The sequence below is a fragment of the Pseudomonas sp. G7(2022) genome, from assembly GCF_052660475.1.
This window is the reverse complement of the sequence record NZ_CP109659.1, coordinates 424,637-445,860: the sequence shown is the minus strand read 5'-3', so window position 1 is coordinate 445,860 and position 21,224 is coordinate 424,637. Positions and strand designations below refer to the sequence as shown.

Here is a 21,224-nt window from a genome sequence, read left to right as displayed (position 1 = left end):
ACCGCACGTAATTAGGCCGCGGATTCTACCAGACAATCCCGATCACGCAAGCTGTCACTGAGACCGACCGTCTGCTAGGCTCGCGCCCCAAATGCTGATCATCTGCGCGCAAACCTGTGGGAGCGGGCTTGCCCGCGAAGAGTCGCATAAAGTCGGCATCTTCATCGACTGTCAGGACGCTTTCGCGGGCAAGCCCGCTCCCACAGGGTTCGCGCTCAGCCTTTCTTACTGCCCGCTCACAGAGAATCCCCCGCGTGCCCGACGCCATTCTGCGCCTCGCCCTGCCTTCGCCCCTGCGCCGCCTGTTCGACTACCGGGCCCCGGCCGGCGTGCTGCGTTCGCAGTTGCAACCGGGCATGCGCCTGCGGGTGCCGTTTGGCCGGAGGGAGATGATCGGGATTCTGGTGGAAGTCACTGACACCAGCGAAGTGCCGGTGGAAAAACTCAAACCGGCGCTGGCCCTGCTCGATGCCACCGCACCGCTGCCGCCGGCGCTGTTCAAGCTGTGCCTGTGGACGGCTCAGTATTATCAGCACAGCCTCGGCGACACTCTGAGCTGGGCGTTGCCGGTGCTGTTGCGTCAGGGCGAACTGGCCGAGGCCCGCCAGGAACGCTTCTGGTCCGCCGCCCCCGGCGCCAGCCTCGATGACCCGCGCATCGCCCGCGCCCCGCGCCAGCGTGAAGCCTTGGCAACTTTGGCCCAGCACCCTCACGGCGTCGCCCATCAGTTGCTGAGCAAACTGATGCTGAGCAAGGACAGCCTCGACCTGCTGCTGGCCAAGAATCTGGTGCAGGTCGAAGTGCGCCGCCACGCTCCCGGCGCGCGCCATGAACACTGGCTGGCCCAGCCCGAGCTGCCGCTCAACAGCGAACAGCGCGCCGCGTACGAGGCGATTCGCGCCGGTTTCGACAGTTATCACGCGTTCCTGCTCGCCGGGGTCACTGGCAGCGGCAAGACCGAAGTCTATTTGCAGTTGATCCGCGAAACCCTCGAGGCCGGCAAGCAGGCGCTGGTGCTGATTCCGGAGATCAACCTCGGCCCGCAGACCCTCGCCCGTTTCGAACAACGTTTCAATGCGCGCATCGCCCTGCTGCACTCGGCGGTCAACGATCGTGATCGTCTGGATGCCTGGCTCGCCGCCCGTGACGGTGAGGCCGACATTATTATCGGCACTCGTTCAGCGCTGTTCACCCCGATGAAAAATCCGGGGCTGATCATCATCGACGAAGAACACGACGGCTCTTATAAACAGCAGGAGGGCCTGCGTTACCACGCGCGGGATCTGGCGCTGGTGCGGGCGCGGCAGGAAAACATCCCGATCGTGCTCGGCTCAGCGACGCCATCGCTGGAAAGCCTGCACAACGCCTACACCGGTCGTTACGGGCTCCTGCGCCTGAACGAACGGGCCGGCGGTGCCAAGCAACCACGATTCCTGCGCCTGGATGTGAAAAGCCGTCCGCTGGACAGCGGCATTTCCGGGCCGATGCAGCAAGCCATCGGCCAGACCCTCGCCGCCGGCCAGCAGGTGCTGGTATTCCTCAACCGCCGGGGGTTTGCCCCGACCCTGCTGTGTCACGATTGCGGCTGGATGTCCGAGTGCCAGCGTTGCGATGCGCGGATGACCGTGCACCAGCGTTACGGCGAACTGCGCTGCCACCACTGCGGTTACGTCGAGCGCGTGCCGCGCCAGTGCCCGAAGTGCAACAAGGTCGATCTGCGGCCGGTGGGCGCCGGCACCGAGCGGGCCGAGGAACGGCTGGCGATTCTGTTCCCGGACTATCCGGTGCTACGCGTCGACCGTGACAGCACCTCGCGCAAGGACGCGATGAACCAGTTGTTCGCCACGATCCAGAAAGGCCAGCCATGCATTCTGGTCGGCACCCAGATGTTGGCCAAGGGTCACCACTTCCCCCGGGTCACCCTGGTGTCGATCCTCGACGCCGACGGCGGGCTGTTTTCCGGCGACTTCCGCGCCAGCGAGCGCATGGCGCAATTGATCGTGCAGGTCGCCGGCCGTGCCGGGCGGGCGGAAGAACCGGGCAAGGTGATCATCCAGACGCATCTGGCCGACCATCCTTTATTGGTGCAGTTGACCGAGCAGGGTTACTTCGCCTTCGCCGAGCAGGCCCTTAGCGAACGCCGCGCCGCCGGCCTGCCGCCGTTCGCCCACCTCGCCCTGCTGCGCGCCGAAGCGCACAAGCCGGGACAGGCCGAAGGCTTTCTCGATGAAGCCTGCAGCGAGGCCGAGCGTTTGCTGGCCGAACAGAACCTGAGCGGAATCGAATTGCTGGGCCCCGTGCCGGCGCCGATGGAACGCCGGGCCGGACGCTTCCGCGCGCAGCTGCTGTTGCAGGCCACGGCCCGGGCGCCGCTGCACCGATTGCTGGCGAGCTGGCTGCTGGCGCTGGAACAGATGCCGAGCGGCCGGGCGGTGCGCTGGTCGCTGGATGTCGACCCGGTGGATCTGTACTGACCGGGCAAAACCGGCCGAATTGTCACCACACATCCACATCCTGCCTGCTAAGGTTGGCAAGCCCGTCTTCGCAACGGATAATGCCCAGTTTTTCCACCCGCGCATCGATGCGCCGCCGCGCTTGCGGTCGAAAGAGAAGACCATGAAAGACACCATTCGCCAGCTGATCCAACAAGCCCTCACCCAACTCGTCAACGAAGGTGTGTTGCCTGAAGGCCTGACGCCGGCGATCCAGGTGGAAAACGCCCGGGACAAGACCCACGGCGACTTCGCCAGCAACATCGCGATGATGCTGGCCAAGCCTGCCGGCATGAAACCGCGTGATCTGGCGGAAAAAATCATCGCCGCCCTGCCGGCTGACGAAAACGTCACCAAGGCCGAAATCGCCGGTCCCGGTTTCATCAACTTCTTCCAGAACACTCAAGCACTGGCCTCGCGCCTCGACGCCGCCCTGGCCGACGATCACGTTGGCGTGCGCAAGGCCGGTCCGGCGCAACGCACCGTGGTCGACCTGTCGGCACCGAACCTGGCCAAAGAGATGCACGTCGGCCACTTGCGCTCGACCATCATTGGCGACGGCGTGGCGCGGGTACTCGAATTCCTCGGCGACACCGTCATCCGTCAGAACCACGTCGGCGACTGGGGCACCCAGTTCGGCATGCTGATGGCTTATCTGCAGGAAAACCCGATCACCAGCGACGAGCTGTCGGACCTGGAAAACTTCTACCGCGCCGCCAAGCAACGCTTCGACGAGTCAGCGGAATTCGCCGACCGCGCCCGTGGCCTGGTGGTCAAGCTGCAGGCCGGCGATGCCGAGTGTCTGGCACTGTGGACCAAGTTCAAGGACATCTCGCTGTCGCACTGCCAGAAGATCTACGAACTGCTCAACGTCAAACTGACCATGGCCGACGTGATGGGCGAAAGCGCCTACAACGACGACCTGATCAACGTGGTCAACGACCTGAAAGCCGCCGGCATGCTGGTCGAAAGCAACGGCGCCCAGTGCGTGTTCCTCGACGAATTCAAGAACGCCGAAGGCGAGCCGCTGCCGGTGATCATCGTCAAGGCTGACGGCGGCTACCTGTACGCCACCACCGACCTGGCGGCCGTGCGCTACCGCAGCGGCAAGCTGAAGGCCGACCGTGCGCTGTACTTCGTCGACCAGCGTCAGGCCCTGCACTTCCAGCAAGTGTTCGCCGTGGCGCGCAAGGCCGGCTTCGTGACCCATCCGATGGAAATGGAACACATGGGCTTCGGCACCATGAACGGCGCCGACGGCCGTCCGTTCAAGACCCGTGACGGAGGCACCGTGAAGCTGATCGATCTGCTGACTGAAGCTCAGGAACGCGCTTACACCCTGGTGAAAGACAAGAATCCGGAACTGGCGGAAGACGAACTGCGCAACATCGCCAAAGTCGTGGGCATCGGCGCGGTGAAATACGCCGACCTGTCGAAGCACCGCACCAGCGACTACAGCTTCAACTTCGACCTGATGCTCAACTTCGAAGGCAACACCGCGCCGTACCTGCTGTACGCCTACACTCGTGTGGCTGGTGTGTTCCGCAAACTGGGCAAGGATTTCAGCGAAGTTGACGGCCAGATCGTCCTCGAAGCGGCGCACGAACAGGAACTGGCGGCCAAACTGGCGCAGTTCGGTGAAGTGCTGAACAACGTTGCGGAAAAGGGCACGCCACACACCCTGTGCACCTACCTGTACGACGTGGCCGGCCTGTTCTCCAGCTTCTACGAGAACTGCCCGATCCTCGCCGCCGAGACCCCGGCACAAATGCAAAGCCGTCTGCGCCTTGCCGCGCTGACCGGCCGTACCCTCAAGCAAGGCCTGGAACTGCTCGGCCTGGAAACCCTGGAGCGTATGTAAGTTGGCTGCCAAGAAAAAACCTGCACCCAAGCGTGGCGCCAGCCGTTACCAAGCTCCTGCGAAGCAACCGATTCCGGGTTGGCTGTGGATGGCCATCGGCCTGACGGTCGGCGCGTTCATCGTGTTCCTGATGAAACTGGAGCCGGGCAAGGGCAGCGACACGGTCAAGCGCGAGAAGGTCGAACAACAGCAACAACAGAAGGCCACCAAGATAGCCGAGGCCAACAAGACCCCGCCGAGCCCGACGCAACCGGTGAAGCCGAAGTACGACTTCTACACCCTGCTGCCGGAATCGGAAGTGATCGTGCCGCCTGATGCGGTGCCGGAGAAAACCCTGCCGACGCCACAGGTGCCGGCGATCCCGACCACGCCGGTGACCCCGGCGGAAGCGGCGAAGATCGACACGGCGCGGGCGCAGGCTGCACTGGCCGGGATCACCCCGCCGCCAGCGCCACCGGTGACCAAGGCTGCGCCGGTGACCAAGTTCTTCCTCCAGGCCGGCTCGTTCCGCAAAGAGGCCGATGCCGACAAGGTGCGCGCGCAGATCATTCTGCTCGGCCAGGCGGTAGCGGTTGAATCCGGGACGGTGAAGGATGAAACCTGGTATCGCGTACTGGTCGGCCCGTTCAGCAACCGCGAACAACTGACCACCGCCCAGAAACAACTGGCGGGCGCAGGTTTCAGCAACCTGTTGTTACAACAACGCCAGAGCCGCTAACAACTCCCCACCGATCGTTCCCACGCTCTGCGTGGGGAATGCAGCCCGGGACGCTCCGCGTCCCTTGCCGCAGGGACGCGGAGCGTCCATTGAGGCATTCCCGCGCGGAGCGTGGGAGCGATCACGTTGCTTTGCGTGAGAACGACCCCGCGCAAACCACCGCTCGTCCCCTCTCCCTCCCCGCAGTTGAAATCCTCTCCACCACCCCCATATGAATGGGCATAAGGCATTTTCGCCCCGCAGTGTGGAGACTCTTCCCTTGACCACCATCGTTTCAGTCCGCCGCCACGGCAAAGTCGTCATGGGCGGCGACGGCCAGGTTTCTCTCGGCAACACCGTGATGAAAGGCAACGCGAAGAAAGTTCGTCGCCTGTACCACGGTCAGGTCATCGCCGGTTTCGCCGGTGCCACCGCCGACGCCTTCACCCTGTTCGAACGTTTCGAAGGCCAGCTCGAGAAACATCAGGGCCATCTGATCCGCGCCGCCGTCGAACTCGCCAAAGAATGGCGCACCGACCGCTCCCTGAGCCGCCTCGAAGCGATGCTCGCGGTCGCCAACAAGGACGCTTCACTGATCATCACCGGCAATGGTGACGTGGTCGAACCCGAGAATGGCCTGATCGCCATGGGTTCCGGTGGCGGTTACGCCCAGGCTGCAGCCAGCGCGCTATTGAAAAAGACCGACCTGTCGGCCCGTGAAATCGTCGAAACCGCACTGGGCATCGCTGCCGACATCTGCGTATTCACCAACCACACTCAGACCATTGAGGAGCAGGATCTCGCTGAAGAAGCCTGATACGGCCCCTGTGCCACGGCTTGTTTCTGCTTGAGGACCGTCAATTATTATGTCCATGACTCCCCGCGAAATCGTCCACGAACTCAACCGCCATATCATCGGCCAGGACGATGCCAAGCGCGCCGTCGCGATTGCCCTGCGCAACCGCTGGCGTCGCATGCAGCTGCCTGAAGAGCTGCGCGTTGAAGTGACCCCGAAGAACATCCTGATGATCGGTCCGACCGGTGTCGGTAAAACCGAGATCGCCCGTCGCCTGGCCAAGCTGGCCAATGCGCCGTTCATCAAGGTCGAAGCGACCAAGTTCACCGAAGTCGGCTACGTCGGCCGCGACGTCGAATCGATCATCCGTGATCTGGCCGATGCCGCGATCAAGATGCTGCGCGAGCAGGAAATGACCCGCGTTCGCCACCGTGCCGAAGACGCCGCCGAGGACCGCATCCTCGACGCCCTGCTGCCACCGGCACGCATGGGTTTCAGCAACGAAGAAGCGCCGACCCAGGATTCCAATACCCGCCAGCTGTTCCGCAAGCGCCTGCGCGAAGGTCAGCTGGACGACAAGGAAATCGAGATCGAAGTCGCCGAAATGGCCGGCATCGAGATCGCCACGCCGCCGGGCATGGAAGAGATGACCAACCAGCTTCAGTCCCTGTTCGCCAACATGGGCAAGGGCAAGAAGAAGTCCCGCAAGCTCAAGGTCAAGGAAGCGCTGAAGCTGGTGCGCGATGAAGAAGCCGGTCGCCTGGTCAACGAAGAAGAGTTGAAGGCCAAGGCCCTGGAAGCGGTCGAGCAGCACGGCATCGTGTTCATCGACGAAATCGACAAGGTCGCCAAACGCGGCAATGTCGGCGGCGCCGATGTGTCCCGTGAAGGCGTGCAACGCGACCTGCTGCCGCTGATCGAGGGCTGCACCGTCAACACCAAGCTGGGCATGGTCAAGACCGACCACATCCTGTTCATCGCCTCCGGCGCGTTCCATCTGAGCAAGCCGAGCGATCTGGTGCCGGAGCTGCAAGGCCGTCTGCCGATCCGCGTCGAACTCAAGGCCCTGAGCCCGGAAGACTTCGAGCGCATCCTCAGCGAACCGCATGCCTCGCTCACCGAGCAATACTGCGCGCTGCTGAAGACCGAAGGCCTGAACATCCAGTTCCAGCCTGAAGGCATCAAGCGTCTGGCGGAGATCGCCTGGCAGGTCAACGAGAAGACCGAGAACATCGGTGCCCGTCGCCTGCACACGTTGCTCGAGCGCCTGCTGGAAGAGGTGTCGTTCAGTGCCGGCGATCTGGCCAGCGCCCACGACGACAAGGCGATCCTGATCGACGCCGAGTACGTCAACAGCCACCTGGGCGAATTGGCGCAGAACGAAGACCTGTCCCGTTATATCCTGTAAGCCATACTTACAGTGGTCGTGAAACTGTGGGAGCCATCGGCTCCCACAATTTTTTCCACCTGACGGAACGCCGGCGATGACCCAACTCCCTACCGACATCAAACTGCACAAAGCCTCGAAAACCCTGTCGCTCAAATACGCGTCCGGCGAGGAATACACCCTGCCCGCCGAATTCCTGCGTGTGCATTCCCCCTCCGCCGAGGTCCAGGGCCACGGCAAACCGATCCTGCAATTCGGCAAGCTGCACGTCGGCCTGACCAAGGTAGAACCGGCCGGTCAGTACGCACTGAAACTGACCTTCGACGACGGTCACGACAGCGGCCTGTTCACCTGGGATTACCTCTACGAACTGGGGCGACGTTATGACGCACTCTGGGCGGATTATCTGGCCGAGCTCAAAGCCGCCGGCAAAACCCGCGACCCGGACGAGTCTGTCGTCAAGCTGATGCTCTAGTCCGCGCCTCGTACTGTTTAGAGGGCATTTTCTAGATTCATCTGTTTGAATGCTCCGCTAAAGCGGCCCGGGATCGGCTGCTTGCGAAAAAAATCAATCTCGGGTAACCAATGGAACTGGCAAGTTCCCTGCAGTGCTCTACGACTGTAAAGCAGCTATGCAGAATCAACGGTCACCCGAGCAGTAGTACCTGGCATTGGCTGTGGAACTGCACAGCAGAAACCGGGTACTCGTCTCAGGACAATGGAGCGTCGTAGATGAGTAACAAGAATAACGATGATTTGAAGTACCAGGCCTCGGAAAACACCCTGGGGCTGAATCCTGTCGTTGGGCTTCGCGGAAAGGATCTGCTGGCCTCTGCTCGAATGGTGCTGACCCAGGCCATCAAACAACCGATCCATAGCGTCAAGCACGTCACCCATTTCGGTCTCGAATTGAAGAACGTGTTGTTCGGCAAATCAGAACTGCAACCGGCCAGCGATGACCGTCGCTTCGTCGATCCGGCGTGGAGTCAGAACCCGCTGTACAAACGTTACCTGCAAACCTACCTGGCATGGCGCAAGGAACTCCATGCCTGGATCGACGACAGCAGCCTCTCGCCCAAGGACATTGCGCGCGGCCACTTCGTGATCAACCTGATGACCGAAGCCATGGCGCCGACCAACACGGCGGCCAACCCCGCGGCGGTCAAACGCTTCTTCGAGACCGGCGGCAAGAGCCTGCTCGACGGCCTCTCGCATCTGGCCAAGGATCTGGTGCACAACGGCGGCATGCCGAGCCAGGTCAACATGGGCGCGTTCGAGGTCGGCAAGAGCCTGGGCGTGACCGAAGGCGCGGTGGTGTTTCGCAACGACGTGCTGGAGCTGATCCAGTACAAGCCGATCACCGAGCAAGTGCACGAGCGCCCGCTGCTGGTGGTGCCGCCGCAGATCAACAAGTTCTATGTATTCGACCTGAGCCCGGACAAGAGCCTGGCGCGCTTCTGCCTGCGCAACAATGTGCAGACCTTCATCGTCAGCTGGCGCAACCCGACCAAGGAACAGCGCGAGTGGGGCCTCTCGACCTACATCGAAGCCCTGAAGGAAGCGGTCGACGTGGTCACCGCGATCACCGGCAGCAAGGACGTCAACATGCTCGGCGCCTGCTCCGGCGGCATCACCTGCACCGCCCTGCTCGGCCACTACGCCGCCACCGGTGAAAACAAGGTCAATGCCCTGACCCTGCTGGTCAGCGTGCTCGATACAACGCTGGACAGCGACGTCGCGCTGTTCGTCGACGAGCAGACCCTGGAGATGGCCAAGCGTCATTCGTATCAGGCCGGCGTGCTGGAAGGCAAAGACATGGCCAAGGTCTTCGCCTGGATGCGCCCCAACGACCTGATCTGGAACTACTGGGTCAACAACTACCTGCTCGGCAACGAGCCGCCAGTGTTCGACATCCTGTTCTGGAACAACGATACGACTCGACTGCCGGCCGCGTTCCACGGCGACCTGATCGAGATGTTCAAAAACAACCCACTGATTCGCCCCAATGCACTGGAAGTGTGCGGCACGCCGATCGACCTCAAGCAGGTGACCGCCGACATCTTCTCGCTGGCCGGCACCAACGACCACATCACCCCGTGGAAGTCCTGCTACAAGTCGGCGCAGCTGTTTGGCGGCAAGGTGGAATTCGTGCTGTCCAGCAGCGGGCATATCCAGAGCATCCTGAACCCGCCGGGCAACCCGAAATCACGCTACATGACCAGCGATGAAATGACCGCCAATGCCGATGACTGGCAGGAAAACTCGACCAAGCACGCCGACTCCTGGTGGCTGTACTGGCAGGCGTGGCAGGCCGCGCGTTCGGGCGAGCTGAAAAAGGCGCCGACCAAACTGGGCAACAAGGCGTATCCGGCAGGTGAAGCCTCGCCGGGCACTTACGTACACGAGCGGTAACCGACACACCTCACCCCACAATGTGGGAGCGAGCCTGCTCGCGATGGCGTCGGCAGCCGTAACAATGTGCTGACTGACACACCGCTATCGCGAGCAGGCTCGCTCCCACAGGGGATCGAGGCTGATACTGAGATCGACCCATAGGGCCTTGAAGCATGCCGCACCCGTTCATCTTTCGAACTGTCGAGCTGGATGGCCAGACCATCCGCACGGCGGTCCGCCCCGGCAAGCCACACTTGACGCCCTTGCTGATTTTCAACGGCATCGGCGCCAACCTGGAGCTGGTGTTTCCTTTTGTCGCGGCGCTGGATCCGGACCTGGAAGTGATCGCCTTCGATGTGCCCGGTGTCGGGGGTTCTTCGACGCCGAGCCGGCCGTATCGCTTTCCGGGGCTGGCGAAGCTGACGGCACGGATGCTCGATTACCTCGACTACGGCCAGGTCAATGTGATCGGCGTGTCCTGGGGTGGCGCGCTGGCGCAGCAGTTCGCCCATGACTATCCCGAGCGCTGCAAGAAGCTGGTACTGGCCGCCACGGCGGCGGGTGCGGTGATGGTGCCGGGCAAGCCTAAGGTGCTATGGATGATGGCCAGCCCACGCCGCTACATCCAGCCGTCCCATGTGATCCGCATCGCCCCGATGATTTACGGTGGCTCGTTCCGACGCGACCCGACGCTCGCCGCCAGTCACGCGGCCAAGGTGCGTTCGGCGGGCAAGCTCGGATACTACTGGCAACTGTTCGCGGGCCTGGGCTGGACCAGCATTCACTGGCTGCACAAGATCCATCAGCCGACCCTGGTGCTGGCCGGTGATGACGATCCGCTGATCCCGCTGATCAACATGCGCCTGCTCGCCTGGCGAATTCCCAACGCGCAATTGCACATCATCGATGACGGGCATCTGTTCCTGATCACCCGGGCCGAAGCCGTGGCGCCGATCATCATGAAATTCCTGCAGGAGGAACGTCTTCGTGCCGTGATGCACCCCCACCCGACACCGCTGGGCGGATAACCGGCCCGATCCGGTTTTCTGGACAGCTCCTTGCAGAGCGCTTTGCAAGTGCGTGGCAGGACGCCGCGCAGGCAACAACCCACAACAGCGTCTATGGTGTTCTGGTTCGGTGTGTTTGTTTTTGACCTGAAGACGAAGGAGTGTTGAGTCATGCGCGACAAACCAGCGACGGGCGGAGTGCCCAGTCCTGCCGTGTTCATCAATGCACAGAGTGCAATGACCGGCCTGCGTGGCCGCGATCTGATTTCGACGTTGCGCAGCGTCGCCGCCCATGGCCTGCGCAACCCGATCCACAGTGCGAAACACGCATTGAAACTCGGCGGTGCGCTCGGACGCGTGCTGCTGGGTGAAACCCTGCACCCGACCAACCCCAATGACAGCCGTTTCGCCGACCCGGCCTGGAGCCTCAATCCGTTCTACCGCCGGGGCCTGCAGGCCTATCTGAGCTGGCAGAAACAGGTCAGGAGCTGGATCGACGAAAGCAGCATGAGCGACGACGATCGCGCCCGTGCGCACTTCGCTTTTTCCCTGATCAACGACGCCGTGGCGCCCTCCAACACGCTGCTCAATCCGCTGGCGATCAAGGAGCTGTTCAACTCCGGCGGCCACAGCCTGGTGCGCGGCCTGAGCCATCTGCTCGATGACCTGCTGCACAACGACGGCCTGCCGCGCCAGGTGACCAAACAGGCCTTCGAGATCGGCAAGACCGTTGCCACCACCACCGGCTCGGTGGTGTTTCGCAACGAACTGCTCGAGCTGATCCAGTACAAGCCAATGAGCGAAAAGCAGTATTCGAAACCGCTGCTGGTGGTGCCGCCGCAAATCAACAAGTACTACATTTTCGATCTGAGCCCGAACAACAGTTTCGTCCAGTACGCCCTGAAGAACAGCTTGCAGACCTTCATGATCAGTTGGCGCAACCCGGACGTGCGCCATCGCGAATGGGGCCTTTCGACCTACGTCGAGGCCGTGGAGGAAGCGATGAACGTCTGCCGGGCGATTACCGGCGCTCGGGAGGTCAACCTGATGGGAGCCTGCGCCGGCGGGCTGACCATCGCCGCACTGCAAGGGCACTTGCAGGCCAAGCGGCAGTTGCGGCGGGTCTCCAGCGCGACCTATCTGGTGAGCCTGCTCGACAGTCAGATCGACTCCCCGGCGACGCTGTTCGCCGACGAACAGACCCTCGAAGCGGCCAAGCGCCGTTCCTATCAGAAAGGCGTGCTGGACGGTCGCGACATGGCCAGGGTGTTCGCCTGGATGCGGCCCAACGATCTGATCTGGAGCTACTTCGTCAACAACTACCTGCTGGGCAAGGAGCCGCCGGCGTTCGACATCCTCTACTGGAACAACGACAGCACCCGCCTGCCAGCCGCGTTTCATGGCGACCTGCTGGACTTCTTCAAGCACAACCCGCTGATTCATTCGGGAGGCCTGGAAGTCTGCGGCACACCGATCGACCTGCAGAAAGTCACGGTCGACAGTTTCAGCGTGGCCGGCATGAACGACCACATCACGCCATGGGACGCGGTGTATCGCTCGACCCTGCTGCTGGGCGGCGAGCGACGCTTCGTACTGTCCAACAGCGGCCACGTACAGAGCATTCTCAACCCGCCGAGCAACCCCAAAGCCACTTACGTCGAGAACGGCAAGCTGAGCAGCGACCCGCGCGCCTGGTACTACGACGCGAAAAAGGTCGACGGCAGTTGGTGGCCGCAATGGCTGGAATGGGTCCAGCAGCGTTCCGGCACCCTGCGCGAAACCCAGATGTCTCTGGGCAACGCCAATTATCCACCGATGGAGGCAGCACCCGGCACCTACGTGCGCGTGCGCTGACCGGCCTCAATCCCTTTAAGAAGACTGGATGAAAACAAGCGAACGGATCCTCGAATGTGCCCTGCAGTTGTTCAATGAAAAGGGCGAGCCGAACGTCTCCACCATGGAAGTTGCCAATGAAATGGGGATCAGCCCCGGCAACCTCTACTATCACTTTCACGGCAAGGAACCGCTGATCCTCGGGCTGTTCGAGCGCTTCCAGAACGAACTGGCGCCACTGCTCGACCCACCCGCCGATGTCGAACTGGCACCGGAGGATTACTGGCTGTTCCTGCATTTGATCGTCGAGCGGCTGGCGCAGTACCGGTTCCTGTTCCAGGACCTGTCGAACCTGGCCGGACGCCTGCCGAAACTGGCCAAGGGCATTCGCCAGTTCCTCAACGTGCTCAAGCGTACGCTGGCGTCACTGCTGGCACGGTTGAAGGCCTCGGGGCAGTTGGTCAGCGATACCCAGGCGCTGGGGCAGCTGGTGGAACAGATCACCATGACCTTGCTGTTCTCGCTGGACTATCAGCGGATTCTCGATCGCGAAGGGGAAGTGCGGCTGGTGGTGTACCAGATCATGATGCTGGTGGCGCCGCATTTGTTGCCGCCGGTGAAGGTGGCGACGGAGCGGATGGCTTTGCAGTATCTCGAAGATCACGAGTAACCCGACGGCTTTTACCCAAACAAAAACGCCCGACCTTCACAGGCCGGGCGTTTTCTTGAGCCCTGAAAAATCAGGACTGACTGGTCGGCGTCGACGGCGTCGGTGCAACAGTCGAAGCTGGCGCCGGGGTTGGAGCCGAGGCGGAGTTCGACGTGCTGGCCAGTGCTTGCGGTGTGGTCACCGGTTTTGGAGCAGCAGCTTTCGGCGCAGCGGCTTTCGGTGCGGCCGGTTTTTTCACTGCTGGTTTTTTCGCCGCAGCCGGTTTGGCGGCAGGCTTGGCAGCGGGTTTGGCGGCAGCGGTTTTCGCTGCTGGCTTGGCCGCAGGTTTGGCAGCTGATTTTGTTGCCGGCTTGGCGGCGGCCTTGGCGGCAACCGGTTTGGCCGCGGCCTTCGCTGCAGGCTTGGCGGCTGCGGTTTTGGCTGCTGGTTTTGCTGCCGGTTTGGCGGCGGCTTTAGCCAGTGGCTTGGCAGCGGTTTTGGCCGCAGGCTTGGCTGCTGCGGTTTTCGCCGCGACAGGCTGAGCTTTCAGGCCGGTGAGTTTTTCGATCTGCTTGGTCAGGGTATCGACCTTCTTGTGCAGATCCTTCACCTCGTTGCGGCTCGGTACGCCCAGGCGCGAAATCGCACTGTTCAGGCGCTTGTCGAAAGCCCCTTCCAGCTGATCCCAGGTGCCCAGTGCGCGATCTTTCACGCCGCTGATGCGCGATTTTGCCGAGCTTGCAGAATCCTTGGCAGCATCGACTTTCTTGCCGACTGCAGCCTTGGTGAGCTTCTCGGCTTTCTCGCCGTCTTTGACCAATGTATCGAAGAGCTTGCTGCCGTCAGTGTCGATCTTCGAGTACACGCCTAAACCAGCCAGCCAGATCTTGCGGGAATAGTCTTCGACTTTTCCGATCCACGAGCTGCCTTCTTTATCGGTGTTCTTTTTACCAGCCATCCCGTTCTCCTTAAGATTTACGCGCGACGCGTTCGAGCAATGCCGTCAGCTCATCGAGCTTAGCAGAGAGTGTCTCAACGTCATGTTTAGACGGAATGCCGATACGATTCAAGGCACTGGCGACACGCGTGTCGAACGCCTTCTCGACCTTGTCGAGCTGAACTTCGACCCGGCCTTTGAAAGAGCTGACTTCGCTCTTGGCTTCATCGATCTCGGCGTTGGCCGCTTCGAGTTTTTCGGTGACGGCTTTTTTGCCTTTCTTTTCAACAGTTTGACCAGCCTTGATCAACTCCTGAAAGTACTCGCTGCCCTCCTGACCGACCTTGGTGTAGGCACCCAGGCCTGCCAGCCAGATCTTGCGGGCATAGGATTTGACGTCGCTCAGAGCGGAAGTCGAAGCGTCGATTTTTTTCTTCAAAATGACTTTGGCCATGGTGCACCTCACGCGCAGAAGGTTTGAGGAACTGCCCTGACGAGTGTCGGGCTCAGGCACAAAGTAGGGAGAAAAATTAGAAACGGCACCCTAACAACTGACATAAACAGCTGGGCACACCACAAAACAAATGTGGGAGCGGGCTTGCTCCCACAGGGGGATTTCATTTCAGGCAGAAATCAGACCAGCGCTTTATCCAGCGCCTTTTCGATCTCGGCTTTGATCATGCCGCTCATGGCCGACATCATCAGGCCCAGTTCCACGTCAACCCGGATCGAATCCTCGGCCACATGTACTGCGCCCTTCACACCCGAACGCTTGAGGTTCAGGGTGTCACCCGCCCATTGCGGCTCCAGGCCATATTGATCGGAGAGTTTCTGCGCCAGTTTGTCGGCTTTCTCGCGGGCCGCTTCCTTGCCCAGGCTGTGGGCACGCTCAACACTGATATGGGCCATTGAATGACTCCTGCTTTTTGAATGGGGCTATGAATGCCTGCAACGAATCTTGACCGCCACTGCGGCAAATCGTCCTGAAGGTTGCCCATCTTACCTTTAGCCATTCCAAGACAAAGCATGGCTTGGGGATTAGAATGTCGCGCATTCTCTTTTGGTGACAGCGATATGACTGATCAGCGCAAAGGCAGCGATGCCGAACCCACCACTCACTTCGGCTTCAAAAACGTTCCGGAAAGCCAGAAAGCGGAAAAAGTCGCTGAGGTGTTCCACTCCGTGGCCGCCAAGTATGACCTGATGAACGACCTTCTGTCGGGCGGCATGCACCGTCTGTGGAAGCGTTTCGCGATCGAACTGTCGGGCGTGCGCGCCGGCAACCGCGTGCTGGACATCGCCGGCGGTACGGGTGACCTGACCAAGAAATTCTCGCACCTGGTCGGCCCGACCGGTCAGGTGGTGCTGGCGGACATCAACGAATCCATGCTCAAGGTCGGTCGCGACCGCCTGCTGGACCTGGGTGTGTCGGGCAACGTCGAGTTCGTTCAGGCGGACGCCGAAAAGCTGCCGTTCCCGGACAATCACTTCGACTGCGTGACCATCGCCTTCGGCCTGCGCAACGTGACGCACAAGGAAGACGCCCTGCGCTCGATGCTGCGCGTACTCAAGCCGGGCGGCCGTCTGCTGGTGCTGGAATTCTCCAAGCCGACCAACGCCCTGATGTCCAAGGCCTACGACGCCTACTCGTTCGCCTTCATGCCGCTGATGGGCAAGCTGATCACCAATGACTCGGAAAGCTATCGCTACCTGGCCGAATCGATCCGCATGCACCCGAATCAGGAAACCCTGAAGTCGATGATGGTCGACGCCGGTTTCGATCGCGTGACCTATCACAACATGACCGCAGGCATCGTTGCCCTGCACCGTGGCATCAAGCCCTGATGCTGCTGACCGGGCTGCTGGCCAGCGTCGAACTCGGCCTTAACCGCGTGCTGCGTCTCGACAGCACGGCGCTGCCGCGACTGGCGCATTTGACCGGCAAAGTGATTGCCGTGGATTGCCGCAGCCCGGCGCTGCAATTGTTTATCCTGCCGAGCGATGAAGGCCTGATGCTGGCGTCCCACTGGGAAACCGGCGTCGACTGCACCCTGCGTGCGCCGGCCTCGAGCCTGATCAAACTGGCCGTGAGCAAAGACAAGACGGCGGTGCTGCACGCCCCGGAGGTCGAGCTCGACGGCGACAGCGGCGTGCTGCTGGAACTGGCGGGTGTGCTGCAGGATCTTGAGCTGGACTGGGAGTACGAACTCTCACGCTGGATCGGCCCGGTCGCCACGCAACTGGTCGGCGGTCACCTGCGCAGCCGCGCCCGCTGGTATCAACAAGGATTTGCCAGCCTCAACCAGAACCTCGCCGAATACCTGGCCGAAGAATCGCGCACCCTCGTCGGGCAGCGCGAAGCCGAAGCCCGTTTCAGCGAACTGGACCGGATCAAACTCGATCTGGAACGTCTCGAGGCGCGCTTCGAGCGCCTTTCCCGATCCCTCGACCCAAGCGATAACGCATGAAGCTGCTCGCCGTCCGCCGTCTGTTGCGCATCCAGCGCGTCGTGATCCGCTACCGCCTCGATGACCTGCTGTTCGATCTGCCTTTGCCGTGGTTCCTGCTGGCGCTGCGCTACGTCCTGCCGTGGCGCTGGTTCCCGCGCAAGCCGCTGGACCTGAGCCGTGGCGCACGCCTGCGCCTGGCCTTGCAGGACCTGGGGCCGATCTTCATCAAGTTCGGGCAGATCCTCTCGACCCGCCGCGACTTGCTGCCGGAAGACATCGCCGATGAGCTGATGCTGTTGCAGGACCGCGTGCCGCCGTTCGATTCGCAGCTGTCGGTCAAATTGATCGAAGAACAGCTGGGCAAGAAGATCAGCGAAGTGTTCAGCCGCTTCGACGTCGAACCGCTGGCCTCGGCCTCGGTGGCGCAAGTGCATGCCGCGCAACTGAAGACCGGCGAAGAAGTGGTGGTCAAGGTGATCCGCCCGGGCCTGAAACCGATCATCGCGCAGGATCTGGCGTGGCTGTTCATTCTCGCCCGCGCTGCCGAAAAGGTCTCCGCCGACGCCCGACTGCTGCACCCGGTGGACGTGGTCAGCGACTACGAAAAGACCATCTACGACGAACTCGACCTGTTGCGCGAAGCGGCCAACGCCAGCCAGTTGAAGCGCAACTTCGAAGGCTCGCCACTGCTCTACGTACCGCAAGTCTATTGGGACTGGTGCCGGCCGAAAGTGCTGGTGATGGAGCGCATCTACGGGATTCAGGTGACGGATCTGGCGACCCTCGCCGACCAGCGCACCGACATGAAGATGCTCGCCGAACGCGGCGTGGAGATCTTCTTCACCCAGGTGTTCCGCGACAGTTTCTTTCACGCCGACATGCACCCGGGCAACATCTTCGTCAGCACCGTCAATCCGTGGAGCCCTCAGTACATCGCGATCGACTGCGGCATCGTCGGCAGCCTGACCCCGGAAGACCAGGACTATCTGGCGCGCAACCTGTTCGCTTTCTTCAAGCGCGACTACCGCCGTGTGGCGCAATTGCACATCGACTCGGGCTGGGTGCCGGCGGAAACCAAGCTCAACGAATTCGAAGCAGCGATCCGTACCGTGTGCGAACCGATCTTCGAAAAACCGTTAAAAGATATTTCATTTGGCCAGGTGCTGATGCGCCTGTTCCAGACTGCGCGTCGCTTCAACATGGAAGTGCAGCCGCAACTCGTCCTGCTGCAAAAGACCCTGCTGAACATCGAAGGCCTGGGCCGTCAGCTGTACCCGGACCTGGATCTGTGGAACACCGCGCAGCCGTTCCTCGAGCGCTGGATGCGCGAACGCGTCAGCCCGAAAGCCTTGATCGGCAACGTGCAGAGCCAGTTCGAACAACTGCCGCACCTGGCCAACATGGCCCGCGATTTGCTCGAACGCATGTCCCAACCGCACGCCAACGACCCGCCGCCCCCGTGGCAGAAACGCAAGGACGACTGGTTCCTGCGCCTGCTTGGCAGCGCGCATCTGGCGGGCGGCACGATCCTCGCCGCCGGTGGCCCGCTGCATGAGCTGGGGCATTGGCCCGCCGGGATAATGGTAGCAGTCGGCTTGTATCTGGTCGTTCGCCGATAGCCAGTTGCGTGATCGACTGGCACACTGTTTCAACGCCTGAACCCGACTATTGAAGTGTGGGTTCGCTGTCGGAGTCGAAGATGAAAAACTGGCTGGACGAGATCAAGTGGGACGCCGATGGCCTGGTGCCGGCGATTGCCCAGGATCACAAGACCGGACGCGTGCTGATGATGGCCTGGATGAACCGCGAAGCCCTGGAGCTGACCGCGGCGGAAAACCGTGCCATCTATTGGTCACGTTCCCGTGGCAAGCTGTGGCGCAAGGGCGAAGAGTCCGGCCACGTACAGACGCTGCATGAAATGCGTCTGGACTGCGACGCCGACGTCATCATCCTGATGGTCGAACAGATCGGCGACATCGCTTGCCATACCGGCCGTCAAAGTTGCTTCTACCGCGTCTTCGAAAACGGCGACTGGAAAACGGTCGACCCGGTCCTGAAAGACCCGCACGCTATTTATTCCGCAGGACACAAACATGAGTGACACCCTGACTCGTCTGGCCCAGGTGCTCGAAGAGCGCAAAGGCGCAGCGGCCGACAGCTCATATGTAGCCAGTCTGTATCACAAGGGCCTGAACAAGATTCTGGAAAAGGTCGGCGAAGAGTCGGTCGAAACGATCATTGCCGCCAAGGACGCCGCCATCAGCGGTGACTGCAGCGACGTGATCTACGAGACCGCCGACTTGTGGTTCCACAGCATGGTCATGCTCGCCCAGCTGGGGCAGCATCCGCAGGCTGTACTCGACGAGCTGGATCGTCGCTTCGGCCTGTCCGGACACGTCGAGAAAGCCTCGCGCCCGTCCGCCTGAACAACTTCAAGAGAGGAACAGCAACATGGGCATTTTTGACTGGAAACACTGGATCGTCATTCTGGTTGTCGTGGTGCTGGTGTTCGGCACCAAGAAACTGAAAAACCTCGGCACCGACGTCGGCGAGTCGATCAAGGGCTTTCGCAAGGCCATGAACGACGACGAGAAACCGGCCGATCCGACCGTCACGCCTGCGCAGCCGGTGCCACCGGTTCAGCCGCAAGCCACCGCTCAGGCCAACCCGCCGCACACCATCGACGTGCAGGCGCAGAAAGTCGAAGAGCCGATCCGCAAAGACGTGTGAGCACTGACTAATGTTTGGTATCAGCTTCTCTGAACTGCTGCTCGTCGGCCTCGTTGCCCTGCTGGTGCTGGGCCCCGAGCGTCTGCCGGGCGCTGCACGCACGGCCGGCCTGTGGGTCGGACGGCTGAAGCGCAGCTTCAACGCGATCAAACAGGAAGTTGAACGTGAAATCGGTGCCGACGAAATCCGTCGACAACTGCACAACGAGCACATCCTGTCGCTGGAACAGGAGGCGCGGAAGATTTTCACGCCGGTTCAGCAGGAGCCGACGCCCGTGCAGCCGGCGGCAGACCAGACGCCAACACCGCCTGTCGCTGAACAAACGATTCATGCACCGGCGAGCGTCGAACACGTCTCTGCCGCAAGCGCTGAAGCTGCTCCGGTCATGAAACCGATCGAACCCGTTGCTCCAGCCGCCGCGCCAACCACGCCGGCCCCTCACGACCCAACATTGCCGCCGCGAGCCCCATGAGCGATCTCCCCGAAAACGACCAGCACATGCCGCTGGTTTCGCACCTCACCGAGTTGCGCACCCGCCTGCTGCGTTGCGTGGCGGCGATCTTCATCATCTTCGCCGGGCTGTTTGCCTTCACCCAGCAGATCTACACCTTCGTCTCGACACCGCTGCGTCAGTACCTGCCGGCCGGCGCGACGATGATTGCCACCGACGTGTCGTCGCCCTTCCTGACGCCGCTGAAGCTGACGATGATGGTGTCGCTGTTCCTCGCGATCCCGGTGATCCTGCACCAGATCTGGGGCTTCATCGCGCCAGGCCTGTACAAGCATGAAAAGCGCGTTGCAGTCCCGTTGCTGATCTCCAGCATCCTGCTGTTCTACACCGGCATGGCGTTCGCCTACTTCTTCGTGTTCCCGCTGATCTTCAAATTCTTCGCCTCCGCCACCCCGGCCGGCGTGGAAATGATGACCGACATTACCAGTTACCTCGATTTCGTCATGACGCTGTTCTTCGCCTTCGGCGTGGCGTTCGAAATCCCGGTGGCCGTGGTGCTGCTGGTGTGGATCGGCGTGGTCGACGTCAAATACCTGAAGAAGATCCGGCCATACGTGATCATCGGTTGCTTCGTGGTCGGCATGATCCTGACCCCGCCGGACATCTTCTCCCAGACCCTGCTGGCCGTGCCGATGTGGATGCTGTTTGAAGTCGGCATCCTGTTCGGCAGCCTGGTCAGCAAGCGCGAGCGCCCGGACGAAACCGTCGACGACCACAACGACCAGCCGCCAGCGACCCAGCCATGAACCTGCTGCTGCTCGAAGAAGCCGATTTCATTGCGGCCGACCGCGTCGTGCTGCGTGATCGGCGCCTGACCCACATGCAGGAAGTCCACCGCTCGGAAGTCGGCGACAGCTTGCGGGTCGGGCGCATCAACGGCTTGATGGGCTCGGCCGAGCTGCTGCGTCTGGACGCGGGCGAAGCCGAGCTGCGAGTCACCCTCGATCAACCGCCGCCGGCCAAACTGCCGCTGACCCTGGTGCTCGCCCTGCCCCGCCCGAAGATGCTGCGCCGGGTGTTCCAGACCGTAGCGACCATGGGTGTGTCGAAGGTGATTCTGGTCAACAGCTATCGCGTCGAGAAGAGCTTCTGGCAGACACCCTTTCTCGAGCCGGAAGCGATCCGCGAGAATTTGATCCTCGGCCTCGAACAGGCCCGCGATACCGTGCTGCCGGAAATCATCATCGAGAAGCGCTTCAAGCCGTTCGTCGAAGATCGGCTGCCGGCCATCACCGACGGCACTCTCGGTCTGGTCGGTCATCCCGGCAATTTCCCGCCCTGCCCTCGCGCCCTGAGCGAACCGGTGACCCTGGCCATCGGCCCGGAAGGTGGCTGGATTCCCTACGAAATCGATCTGCTGGCCAAATCCGGCCTGCAACCGGTGCAACTGGGCGATCGCATCCTTCGGGTCGAAACCGCCGTCACCGCCCTGCTCGCACGCCTGTTTTGAACCTGCCGGCGCCATTGAGCGCCGGACAAA

22 protein-coding genes are annotated in these 21,224 nt (G+C 61.7%); 19 read left to right on the top strand and 3 right to left on the bottom strand.

What is annotated here, in order from left to right:
* Positions 1 to 254: 254 nt before the first annotated feature.
* The 10 genes from NE357_RS01985 to NE357_RS01940 all read left to right on the top strand — a co-directional run bounded on the left by NE357_RS01985 (position 255) and on the right by NE357_RS01940 (position 13,137).
* On the top strand, positions 255 to 2,474 hold the full coding sequence (locus NE357_RS01985; protein WP_169428500.1) for a primosomal protein N': 2,220 nt from the start codon (positions 255 to 257) through the stop codon (positions 2,472 to 2,474).
* Between the two features lie 142 nt (positions 2,475 to 2,616).
* Positions 2,617 to 4,353 (top strand): arginine--tRNA ligase, encoded by a 1,737-nt coding sequence (argS, locus tag NE357_RS01980; protein ID WP_169428499.1) that lies wholly within the window; start codon positions 2,617 to 2,619, stop codon positions 4,351 to 4,353.
* A 1-nt stretch (position 4,354) separates the two neighbouring features.
* On the top strand, positions 4,355 to 5,071 hold the full coding sequence (locus NE357_RS01975; protein ID WP_085732564.1) for an SPOR domain-containing protein: 717 nt from the start codon (positions 4,355 to 4,357) through the stop codon (positions 5,069 to 5,071).
* A gap of 259 nt (positions 5,072 to 5,330) precedes the next feature.
* A complete protein-coding gene (hslV, locus tag NE357_RS01970; RefSeq protein ID WP_003220875.1) occupies positions 5,331 to 5,867 on the top strand; it encodes an ATP-dependent protease subunit HslV in 537 nt (178 codons plus the stop codon).
* Between the two features lie 49 nt (positions 5,868 to 5,916).
* Positions 5,917 to 7,254, top strand: a complete 1,338-nt coding sequence (gene hslU / locus NE357_RS01965) for an ATP-dependent protease ATPase subunit HslU (protein WP_169428498.1) — start codon at positions 5,917 to 5,919, stop codon at positions 7,252 to 7,254.
* 76 nt (positions 7,255 to 7,330) lie between these two features.
* A complete protein-coding gene (locus NE357_RS01960) occupies positions 7,331 to 7,708 on the top strand; it encodes a gamma-butyrobetaine hydroxylase-like domain-containing protein (protein ID WP_085711048.1) in 378 nt (125 codons plus the stop codon).
* 257 nt (positions 7,709 to 7,965) lie between these two features.
* A complete protein-coding gene (gene phaC / locus NE357_RS01955) occupies positions 7,966 to 9,645 on the top strand; it encodes a class II poly(R)-hydroxyalkanoic acid synthase (protein WP_169428497.1) in 1,680 nt (559 codons plus the stop codon).
* Between the two features lie 155 nt (positions 9,646 to 9,800).
* Entirely contained in the window at positions 9,801 to 10,655 is an 855-nt protein-coding gene (gene phaZ, locus NE357_RS01950; RefSeq protein ID WP_169428496.1) for a poly(3-hydroxyalkanoate) depolymerase, read from the top strand.
* Positions 10,656 to 10,805: 150 nt separating this feature from the next.
* The gene (gene phaC / locus NE357_RS01945) at positions 10,806 to 12,488 is read left to right on the top strand and encodes a class II poly(R)-hydroxyalkanoic acid synthase (protein ID WP_169428495.1); all 1,683 of its coding nucleotides are present in this window, start codon (positions 10,806 to 10,808) and stop codon (positions 12,486 to 12,488) included.
* A 28-nt stretch (positions 12,489 to 12,516) separates the two neighbouring features.
* On the top strand, positions 12,517 to 13,137 hold the full coding sequence (locus NE357_RS01940) for a TetR/AcrR family transcriptional regulator (protein ID WP_065259453.1): 621 nt from the start codon (positions 12,517 to 12,519) through the stop codon (positions 13,135 to 13,137).
* Positions 13,138 to 13,207: 70 nt separating this feature from the next.
* On the opposite strand, the gene NE357_RS01935 is transcribed toward NE357_RS01940, so the two are convergent.
* The 3 genes from NE357_RS01935 to NE357_RS01925 form a co-directional block, all read right to left on the bottom strand.
* Positions 13,208 to 14,074 carry a phasin family protein gene (locus NE357_RS01935; RefSeq protein WP_169428494.1) on the bottom strand — a complete coding sequence of 289 codons (867 nt, stop codon included), beginning with the start codon at positions 14,072 to 14,074 and terminating at the stop codon, positions 13,208 to 13,210.
* 10 nt (positions 14,075 to 14,084) lie between these two features.
* Positions 14,085 to 14,507: a phasin family protein gene (locus tag NE357_RS01930; protein WP_039772451.1), complete on the bottom strand. Its 423-nt coding sequence runs from the start codon at positions 14,505 to 14,507 to the stop codon at positions 14,085 to 14,087.
* A gap of 179 nt (positions 14,508 to 14,686) precedes the next feature.
* Positions 14,687 to 14,962: a polyhydroxyalkanoic acid system family protein gene (locus NE357_RS01925; protein ID WP_119429545.1), complete on the bottom strand. Its 276-nt coding sequence runs from the start codon at positions 14,960 to 14,962 to the stop codon at positions 14,687 to 14,689.
* Between the two features lie 165 nt (positions 14,963 to 15,127).
* Here NE357_RS01925 and ubiE point away from each other — a divergent pair, with 165 nt between their 5' ends.
* The 9 genes from ubiE to NE357_RS01880 all read left to right on the top strand — a co-directional run bounded on the left by ubiE (position 15,128) and on the right by NE357_RS01880 (position 21,194).
* On the top strand, positions 15,128 to 15,898 hold the full coding sequence (gene ubiE / locus NE357_RS01920; protein WP_007961779.1) for a bifunctional demethylmenaquinone methyltransferase/2-methoxy-6-polyprenyl-1,4-benzoquinol methylase UbiE: 771 nt from the start codon (positions 15,128 to 15,130) through the stop codon (positions 15,896 to 15,898).
* Positions 15,898 to 16,521: a ubiquinone biosynthesis accessory factor UbiJ gene (locus NE357_RS01915; protein WP_169428493.1), complete on the top strand. Its 624-nt coding sequence runs from the start codon at positions 15,898 to 15,900 to the stop codon at positions 16,519 to 16,521. Before ubiE ends, NE357_RS01915 begins: the two co-directional genes overlap by 1 nt.
* A complete protein-coding gene (gene ubiB, locus NE357_RS01910; RefSeq protein ID WP_169428492.1) occupies positions 16,518 to 18,122 on the top strand; it encodes a ubiquinone biosynthesis regulatory protein kinase UbiB in 1,605 nt (534 codons plus the stop codon). Before NE357_RS01915 ends, ubiB begins: the two co-directional genes overlap by 4 nt.
* A gap of 80 nt (positions 18,123 to 18,202) precedes the next feature.
* Complete coding sequence (hisI, locus tag NE357_RS01905) at positions 18,203 to 18,604, top strand: phosphoribosyl-AMP cyclohydrolase (protein ID WP_007909357.1); 402 nt, start codon at positions 18,203 to 18,205, stop codon at positions 18,602 to 18,604.
* Positions 18,597 to 18,929, top strand: coding sequence for a phosphoribosyl-ATP diphosphatase (locus NE357_RS01900; protein WP_003220849.1), 333 nt, complete (start codon positions 18,597 to 18,599; stop codon positions 18,927 to 18,929). The genes hisI and NE357_RS01900 overlap by 8 nt, the downstream gene beginning before the upstream one ends.
* 25 nt (positions 18,930 to 18,954) lie before the next feature.
* Entirely contained in the window at positions 18,955 to 19,233 is a 279-nt protein-coding gene (locus NE357_RS01895; protein ID WP_007952423.1) for a twin-arginine translocase TatA/TatE family subunit, read from the top strand.
* Positions 19,234 to 19,243: 10 nt separating this feature from the next.
* A complete protein-coding gene (gene tatB, locus NE357_RS01890; protein WP_169428491.1) occupies positions 19,244 to 19,705 on the top strand; it encodes a Sec-independent protein translocase protein TatB in 462 nt (153 codons plus the stop codon).
* Positions 19,702 to 20,490 (top strand): twin-arginine translocase subunit TatC, encoded by a 789-nt coding sequence (tatC, locus tag NE357_RS01885; RefSeq protein ID WP_065261773.1) that lies wholly within the window; start codon positions 19,702 to 19,704, stop codon positions 20,488 to 20,490. The genes tatB and tatC overlap by 4 nt, the downstream gene beginning before the upstream one ends.
* Positions 20,487 to 21,194: a 16S rRNA (uracil(1498)-N(3))-methyltransferase gene (locus NE357_RS01880; protein ID WP_169428490.1), complete on the top strand. Its 708-nt coding sequence runs from the start codon at positions 20,487 to 20,489 to the stop codon at positions 21,192 to 21,194. Before tatC ends, NE357_RS01880 begins: the two co-directional genes overlap by 4 nt.
* The last annotated feature ends 30 nt before the right edge of the window (positions 21,195 to 21,224 follow it).

What these genes read in the sequence shown, in the direction of transcription:
- NE357_RS01930 (WP_039772451.1), bottom strand. Translation starts at nt 14,507, where the DNA reads ATGGCCAAAGTCATTTTGAAGAAAAAAATCGACGCTTCGACTTCCGCT.
- hisI (WP_007909357.1), top strand. Translation starts at nt 18,203, where the DNA reads ATGAAAAACTGGCTGGACGAGATCAAGTGGGACGCCGATGGCCTGGTG.
- NE357_RS01880 (WP_169428490.1), top strand. Translation starts at nt 20,487, where the DNA reads ATGAACCTGCTGCTGCTCGAAGAAGCCGATTTCATTGCGGCCGACCGC.
- hslU (WP_169428498.1), top strand. Translation starts at nt 5,917, where the DNA reads ATGTCCATGACTCCCCGCGAAATCGTCCACGAACTCAACCGCCATATC.
- ubiE (WP_007961779.1), top strand. Translation starts at nt 15,128, where the DNA reads ATGACTGATCAGCGCAAAGGCAGCGATGCCGAACCCACCACTCACTTC.
- NE357_RS01900 (WP_003220849.1), top strand. Translation starts at nt 18,597, where the DNA reads ATGAGTGACACCCTGACTCGTCTGGCCCAGGTGCTCGAAGAGCGCAAA.
- tatB (WP_169428491.1), top strand. Translation starts at nt 19,244, where the DNA reads ATGTTTGGTATCAGCTTCTCTGAACTGCTGCTCGTCGGCCTCGTTGCC.
- NE357_RS01960 (WP_085711048.1), top strand. Translation starts at nt 7,331, where the DNA reads ATGACCCAACTCCCTACCGACATCAAACTGCACAAAGCCTCGAAAACC.
- phaC (WP_169428495.1), top strand. Translation starts at nt 10,806, where the DNA reads ATGCGCGACAAACCAGCGACGGGCGGAGTGCCCAGTCCTGCCGTGTTC.
- ubiB (WP_169428492.1), top strand. Translation starts at nt 16,518, where the DNA reads ATGAAGCTGCTCGCCGTCCGCCGTCTGTTGCGCATCCAGCGCGTCGTG.
- NE357_RS01895 (WP_007952423.1), top strand. Translation starts at nt 18,955, where the DNA reads ATGGGCATTTTTGACTGGAAACACTGGATCGTCATTCTGGTTGTCGTG.
- phaC (WP_169428497.1), top strand. Translation starts at nt 7,966, where the DNA reads ATGAGTAACAAGAATAACGATGATTTGAAGTACCAGGCCTCGGAAAAC.
- NE357_RS01940 (WP_065259453.1), top strand. Translation starts at nt 12,517, where the DNA reads ATGAAAACAAGCGAACGGATCCTCGAATGTGCCCTGCAGTTGTTCAAT.
- NE357_RS01915 (WP_169428493.1), top strand. Translation starts at nt 15,898, where the DNA reads ATGCTGCTGACCGGGCTGCTGGCCAGCGTCGAACTCGGCCTTAACCGC.
- NE357_RS01925 (WP_119429545.1), bottom strand. Translation starts at nt 14,962, where the DNA reads ATGGCCCATATCAGTGTTGAGCGTGCCCACAGCCTGGGCAAGGAAGCG.
- tatC (WP_065261773.1), top strand. Translation starts at nt 19,702, where the DNA reads ATGAGCGATCTCCCCGAAAACGACCAGCACATGCCGCTGGTTTCGCAC.
- phaZ (WP_169428496.1), top strand. Translation starts at nt 9,801, where the DNA reads ATGCCGCACCCGTTCATCTTTCGAACTGTCGAGCTGGATGGCCAGACC.
- argS (WP_169428499.1), top strand. Translation starts at nt 2,617, where the DNA reads ATGAAAGACACCATTCGCCAGCTGATCCAACAAGCCCTCACCCAACTC.
- NE357_RS01935 (WP_169428494.1), bottom strand. Translation starts at nt 14,074, where the DNA reads ATGGCTGGTAAAAAGAACACCGATAAAGAAGGCAGCTCGTGGATCGGA.